Raw genomic sequence first — 6,274 nt, forward strand, 5'->3', positions numbered from 1 at the left:
GTTATTTTCTCTTTGAAGATTTTTCATCGTCCTTGTGACCTCTAAAAGTTCTTGTAGGAACGAATTCTCCTAATTTATGTCCAACCATATCTTCTGTGATATATACTGGTATGTGTCTTCTTCCGTCATGAACTGCTATAGTGTGTTCAACGAACTGAGGGAATATTGTAGAAGTTCTTGACCAAGTCTTGATTACTTCCTTATTTCCGCTAGCGTTCATAGCTTCAACCTTTTTTAATAATCCTGCATGGACAAAAGGTCCTTTTTTTGTTGATCTTGACATTAATAATCCTCCTTCCTGAGTAAATTAAATCTATTACTTAGTTCTTCTAGATACTATTAGCTTGTTAGAAGCCTTGTTTTTCTTTCTAGTCTTGTATCCTAGAGCTGGTTTACCCCATGGAGTTACTGGTGATGGTCTACCTATTGGAGCTCTACCTTCACCACCACCGTGTGGATGGTCATTAGGGTTCATTACAGAACCTCTAACTGTAGGTCTGATTCCCATGTGTCTCTTTCTACCAGCCTTACCGATTACAACATTACCGTATTCTATGTTACCAACCTGGCCAACAGTAGCTCTACAGTTGTTGTTTACATATCTCATTTCGCCTGATGGAAGTCTTAGAAGTGCCTTAGTACCTTCCTTAGCCATCAACTGAGCAGATGCACCAGCAGTTCTGACTAACTGACCACCCTTACCAGCCTTTAGCTCTATGTTGTGTACTAATGTACCAACTGGCATATCCTTTAATTCAAGGCAGTTACCTGGCTTGATGTCTGCACCTAAACCTGAAAGGATTGTGTCACCTACATGCATACCAACTGGAGCTAGTATGTATCTCTTTTCACCATCTGCATAGTGAAGAAGTGCGATGTTTGCAGTTCTGTTTGGATCGTATTCTATTGTAGCAACCTTAGCAGGTACGCCATCTTTATTTCTCTTGAAATCTATTAATCTATATTTTCTCTTGTTTCCGCCGCCCTTATGACGTACAGTTATCTTACCGTGAACATTTCTACCAGCATTCTTCTTAAGGTTTACAAGAAGAGACTTTTCTGGCTGGTTGCATGTTATTTCATCAGACTTTAAAACTGTCATCTGTCTTAAGGCAGGAGACGTTGGTTTAAACTTTTTAATAGCCATTATTTATTCCTCCTTATTCTAATTACATTCCTGTGAAGAATTCTATATCCTTACTGTCAGCAGCAAGCTTTACTACAGCTTTCTTGAAGCTAGCAGTCTTTCCTACTGTTCTTCCCATTCTCTTAGTCTTACCGTCGTAGTTTAGAGTGTTTACTCTTTCAACCTTTACATCAAAGATCTTTTCTACGGCCTTCTTTATTTCAGTCTTGTTGGCGCTCTTTGCAACAACAAAAGTATAAGTCTTATTTCCCATTTCAGTCATTGACTGTTCAGTAACAACTGGCTTTATGATTATATCATGTGGATTTGTCATTACGCGTACACCTCCTCCACTTTCTTAACTGCGTCTGTAGTTATAATGAATGAATCGCAGTTTAGGATGTCGTAAACATTTAGTGTGCTTACGTGACAAACATTAGCACCTTCTATGTTTCTTACTGACTTAACGATGTTTGCATCATTTTCAGCAGTTACAACCAATACCTTCTTAGCTGCGTTCAAATTCTTGAATGTATTTACCATTTCTTTAGTCTTAGGAGCTTCTAAGCTTAGAGCATCTAATACTATTATTTCATTGTCCTGTACCTTTGATGATAAAGCAGACTTCATAGCAAGTCTTCTTACCTTCTTTGGTAGTGAGTAAGAGTAATCTCTTGGCTTTGGTGCGAATGCAACTCCACCGCCTACCCACTGAACTGATCTGATAGAACCCTGTCTAGCTCTACCTGTACCCTTCTGTCTCCATGGCTTTCTACCGCCACCTCTAACTTCTGCTCTTGTCTTAGCAGACTGAGTACCCTGTCTCTTGTTAGCTAACTGGCACTTAACAGCTTCGTAAAGCACGTGTGCGTTAACTTCTATATTAAATATTGAATCGTTTAATTCGATTTCACCAACATTCTGGCCTGATACGTTTAATACATTAATCTTTGGCATTGTTAATCCTCCTTTCCTCTGTGATTAGTTAGAACCCTTAATAGCTGCCTTAACAGTTACTACTGATCCCTTAGCACCAGGAATAGCGCCCTTTATTAATAAAAGATTCTTTTCAGCATCTACTTTTACAACTTCAAGATTCTGTACAGTAACCTTTACACTACCCATGTGTCCAGCAAGCTTCTTGTTCTTGAATACTCTACCTGGGTAAGAACAAGCACCCATTGAACCTGGTCTTCTGTGGTATCTAGAACCGTGAGTTTCAGGACCTCTACTCTGCCCATGTCTCTTTATTGGACCCTGGAATCCCTTACCCTTTGATATACCAGTTACGTCTATCTTTTCACCTTCAGCAAATATGTCAGCCTTTAATTCCTGACCTACTTCATATCCTTCTAGTGAATCTACTCTGAATTCTTTTAACTTTCTCTTTAGTACACCAGCCTTAGCTAGATGTCCCTTCTGTGGCTTGTTTAGTGCCTTTTCCTTGGCATCTACAAAACCAACCTGGATAGCCTGGTAGCCATCATTTTCAACAGTCTTAATCTGTGTGATTGATACAGGACCTGCCTCAACTACTGTTACTGGTACTACTTCACCATTTTCAGTAAAGACCTGAGTCATTCCTATCTTCTTTCCTAAAATACCTTTCATTTTTACCTCCTAGGTTCTTACAGCGGATTACCCAAAAGCGGGCAATCATTCTAAGATATTTCTATCTTAGGTGGCTTATAATTTGATTTCTATATCTACACCAGCTGGCAAGTCAAGCTTCATTAATGAGTCAACTGTCTTTGGTGTTGGATTAGCTATATCGATTAGTCTCTTGTGAGTTCTAATTTCGAACTGCTCTCTAGAGTCTTTGTACTTATGTACAGCTCTTAGTATAGTCACTACCTTCTTCTCTGTTGGAAGTGGTATTGGACCTGCTACTAGAGAACCTGCTTTTTTAGCAGTATCAACTATCTTTACAGCTGAATAGTCTAACAACTTATGATCATATGATTTTAATCTTATTCTTATCTTTTCATTCTTAGCCATTTTAGTCCCTCCTTCTGATTTTATTTACCTGGCCAGATAAATCAAAACACCGATAAACTGTTCCGGGTGTGTCGTAACCACCTAACCGATTTTTGTTTTTATCCACCCAAAACCTGCCCACTTACATGAGCGTACTAGATTATTTTAACAAAAAAAGCCTGCAAATGCAAGCTTTTTTTTAAAGTTTTTTATTTATTTTTATTGAAATTTTAAGGTTTTAGGGATATGCTTTTCACACCCCTTGGCTACTTTTTATTTCTACCCTGGACTCATTTTTTCAAACAAAAAACTTTATTTTTTTAGATTTTTTTCTTTTGTTGCCTACCACATATATCTATTAGCCTATTCCTAGTCAAAATTTTAGAAAATTTAGTTGCCAACTTCATTTTAGTAGATGGAACTATTATAGTCTTTCCTTTAAATAGATTTTCTAGGGCTTCTCTTGCACATTGGCCTGGTCCTATACTGCCTATATCAAAACTGCAATTGGCCACATCATTAAATTCTGTATCCACCGGACCAGGACACAAGGCAGAAACTACAACTCTTGAATCCCTATACTTGAGTTCTTTGGCAACTCCGCTTGTCAGGCTGGTCACATAGGCCTTAGTTGCATAATATGTAGACATATAGGGACCTGCTGGCATAAGGCCGGCACTTGATGCCACATTTAATATATGACCCCTATCTTCTTCAACAAATCTTTTCAAGTAGTGCTTCATTAATATATGAAGACTCTCTATGTTTACATGGATCATATCCAGTTCCTTGTCTAGGTCTGTATCTCCAAAGAAGCCAAGATCACCAAAACCAGCATTATTTACCAAGAGGTCAATCCTTATGGCTTCTTTTTCCTCTAACTGGTCTACTTTTTGACACAAGTCTTTTGCAGTTGAAGACTGGCTAAGGTCAGCTTCTATTATATAGCTTTTGTATTTTAGGTCCTCGGCAAGGTCTTCCAACCTAGACCTCCTCCTGGCAACCAATATTGACCCATAACCATAGGATTCCAAGAGCTTTACTATCTCCCTACCTATACCAGAACTTGACCCTGTTACCAGGGCCCATTTATCTGGTCTTATATCTTTTTCCATATTTATCATCCTTTTCTTTTTTACTTTCTTTGCTATCAAGCCAAGTACCCACCTCTTAAATAGGCCTTGTAACCTCTCTTAACCAACGCCTTTCTTCCTCTTCCAGGCCTGGCCCTATAAGGTCATATACTTTTTGGTGGTAATCATTCAGGTAGGCCTTGTCATCCTCTGTCAACATATCTACCAAGACAGGGTCCAGGTCTATTGGGCAATATGTAAGAGCTTCAAAGTACATAAACTGACCATAGTCATTTTTAGGCCCCTTTCTTACCAAGAGCTCATTTTCTATCCTTATACCATGTGATCCACCTATGTATAGGCCTGGCTCGTCGGTTATTACCATTCCCTCTTCCAACCTAGTAGCTGGCTTAACCCCAACCTGCCACCTAAAGCTAATAGGGGGTTCGTGGATATTGGCCAAGTAGCCTACCCCATGGCCTGTTCCATGGTTGTAGTTTAGGTAGGCATCCCATAGGGGTTGCCTAGCAAGTATATCTAGGTTGGCACCTGAGCACCCATACAAGAACTTGACCCTTGCCAACCTTATGTGGGCCTGTAGAACCCTGGTATAGTCTTCCTTCATTTCTTGTCTAACCTGACCCAGGGCTGTAGTCCTACTGATATCAGTAGACCCCTGGATATAGTTGCCACCAGTATCATTCAAAAGGAAGCTTCCTTGAGCCAATTCTTTATTTGATAGGCCATCAGCCTCATAGTGAACTATGGCTCCGTGGTCCCCAAAGGCAGAGATTGGGGCAAAGCTAGGACAGATAAAGTCCTCCTGGTCCCTCCTTAAGCTTTCTAACTTGTCAGAAACAGACATTTCTGTTTGATTACCTATTCGACCTGCCTCTACTTCTTTTTTTAACCAATATAGGTACTTTGTGTGGGCTATCCCATCCTTAATATGGGCCTGTCTTATATTTTCTATTTCAACCTTATTCTTGACTGTTTTCATCATAATAGTTGGGTTTTGGCCCTCTATTATTAGGTCCTTGTCCCCTATATTTCCATAAATAGCGTAGTTTACCCAGTCTGGATCAAGTAGGATTTTATTATTTATGGTTCTTATGTCATCATAAATTTCCTCATAGGGTCTTATCACTACCCCATCTCCTATTAGACCTGCCATTATTTCTGGACCTATTTTCTCTCTATCTATATATAGAACAGCCTTCTCCATATCCACTATTAGGTAGGACAAGGCTAGGGGGAAATAGTCAACGTCCCTGCCCCTAATATTTAAGATCCATCCGATATCATCTAGACTCGTTATAATATGACAATCAGCCCCTATATTTTCCATAGCTGACCTAAGTCTTCCTAGCTTGTCTGCCCTGGATTCACCAGCATACCTAATTTGTAGCTCGAATATGGGCTCCCTAGCCATAGGTGGCCTATCCCCCCATACCTGGTCTATCAGGTCTATGTCATAGACTAGACTTCCCTTATTTTCAGCTACTATTTTCTCCATGACTAGTCCTTGTCCATAGGTCACACACCTTCCATCAAAGGCCAGTTTTCCCCCTCGATCCAGCTTGTCCTCTAAAAATTCTTCAAGGCTAGGCACACCTTCTTGCCCCATCTTGTATAGGTCTATACCAGACCCCTCAAGTTGGTCTTCTGCCTGCAAAAAGTACCTACCATCTGTCCATAGGCCTGCCCAGTCTTTACCTACTAGAACACTACCAGCAGAACCTGTAAAACCGCTTATATAGGCCCTCTCCATAAAGTACCTGCCTACATTCTCACTATTGTGGTAGTCAGCAGTAGGCACCAAGTATATATCTATCTGATGTTCCTTCATTAAGTCCCTTAAGGCCTCAAGTCTTTGTTTAACCTTCATAACTTTTATAGCACCCCCTCCTCAGTAAATTGTAAATGCTCTAATTTAAATTATACCATATTTATCCTAAGCATATTTCTATCTTTCGCCTACTAGTCAAAATCAGACCAGACATATTTTTTGCAAAAATTTAGCGTTGGGAGAGAATTTTTTCTCTCACCAACGCTAAATATCATACAACCATAAAGAGTATCCTACGTATATAGGAGC

General features: G+C 39.7%; 8 protein-coding genes. All 8 read right to left on the reverse strand.

The genetic code is table 11. The features are described from left to right. Position 1: 1 nt before the first annotated feature. Positions 2 to 283, reverse strand: a complete 282-nt coding sequence (gene rpsS, locus HMPREF0634_RS09220; protein ID WP_007791386.1) for a 30S ribosomal protein S19 — start codon at positions 281 to 283, stop codon at positions 2 to 4. Positions 284 to 316: 33 nt separating this feature from the next. Beyond that, a complete protein-coding gene (gene rplB, locus HMPREF0634_RS09225) occupies positions 317 to 1,147 on the reverse strand; it encodes a 50S ribosomal protein L2 (protein WP_007791447.1) in 831 nt (276 codons plus the stop codon). Between the two features lie 22 nt (positions 1,148 to 1,169). Continuing rightward, on the reverse strand, positions 1,170 to 1,460 hold the full coding sequence (gene rplW, locus HMPREF0634_RS09230; protein WP_007791436.1) for a 50S ribosomal protein L23: 291 nt from the start codon (positions 1,458 to 1,460) through the stop codon (positions 1,170 to 1,172). Beyond that, entirely contained in the window at positions 1,460 to 2,083 is a 624-nt protein-coding gene (gene rplD, locus HMPREF0634_RS09235; protein ID WP_007791554.1) for a 50S ribosomal protein L4, read from the reverse strand. The genes rplW and rplD overlap by 1 nt, the downstream gene beginning before the upstream one ends. 24 nt (positions 2,084 to 2,107) lie before the next feature. Beyond that, positions 2,108 to 2,737 (reverse strand): 50S ribosomal protein L3, encoded by a 630-nt coding sequence (gene rplC / locus HMPREF0634_RS09240; RefSeq protein WP_007791586.1) that lies wholly within the window; start codon positions 2,735 to 2,737, stop codon positions 2,108 to 2,110. A 75-nt stretch (positions 2,738 to 2,812) separates the two neighbouring features. Further along, on the reverse strand, positions 2,813 to 3,124 hold the full coding sequence (gene rpsJ, locus HMPREF0634_RS09245) for a 30S ribosomal protein S10 (RefSeq protein ID WP_007791571.1): 312 nt from the start codon (positions 3,122 to 3,124) through the stop codon (positions 2,813 to 2,815). Positions 3,125 to 3,423: 299 nt separating this feature from the next. Further along, the gene (locus tag HMPREF0634_RS09250; protein ID WP_007791543.1) at positions 3,424 to 4,257 is read right to left on the reverse strand and encodes an SDR family NAD(P)-dependent oxidoreductase; all 834 of its coding nucleotides are present in this window, start codon (positions 4,255 to 4,257) and stop codon (positions 3,424 to 3,426) included. A gap of 16 nt (positions 4,258 to 4,273) precedes the next feature. Next, positions 4,274 to 6,064, reverse strand: a complete 1,791-nt coding sequence (locus tag HMPREF0634_RS09255) for an aminopeptidase P family protein (protein WP_007791415.1) — start codon at positions 6,062 to 6,064, stop codon at positions 4,274 to 4,276. Positions 6,065 to 6,274: the final 210 nt, after the last annotated feature.

This window comes from Peptostreptococcus stomatis DSM 17678, from assembly GCF_000147675.1.
Taxonomy (GTDB): Bacteria; Bacillota; Clostridia; order Peptostreptococcales; family Peptostreptococcaceae; genus Peptostreptococcus; species Peptostreptococcus stomatis.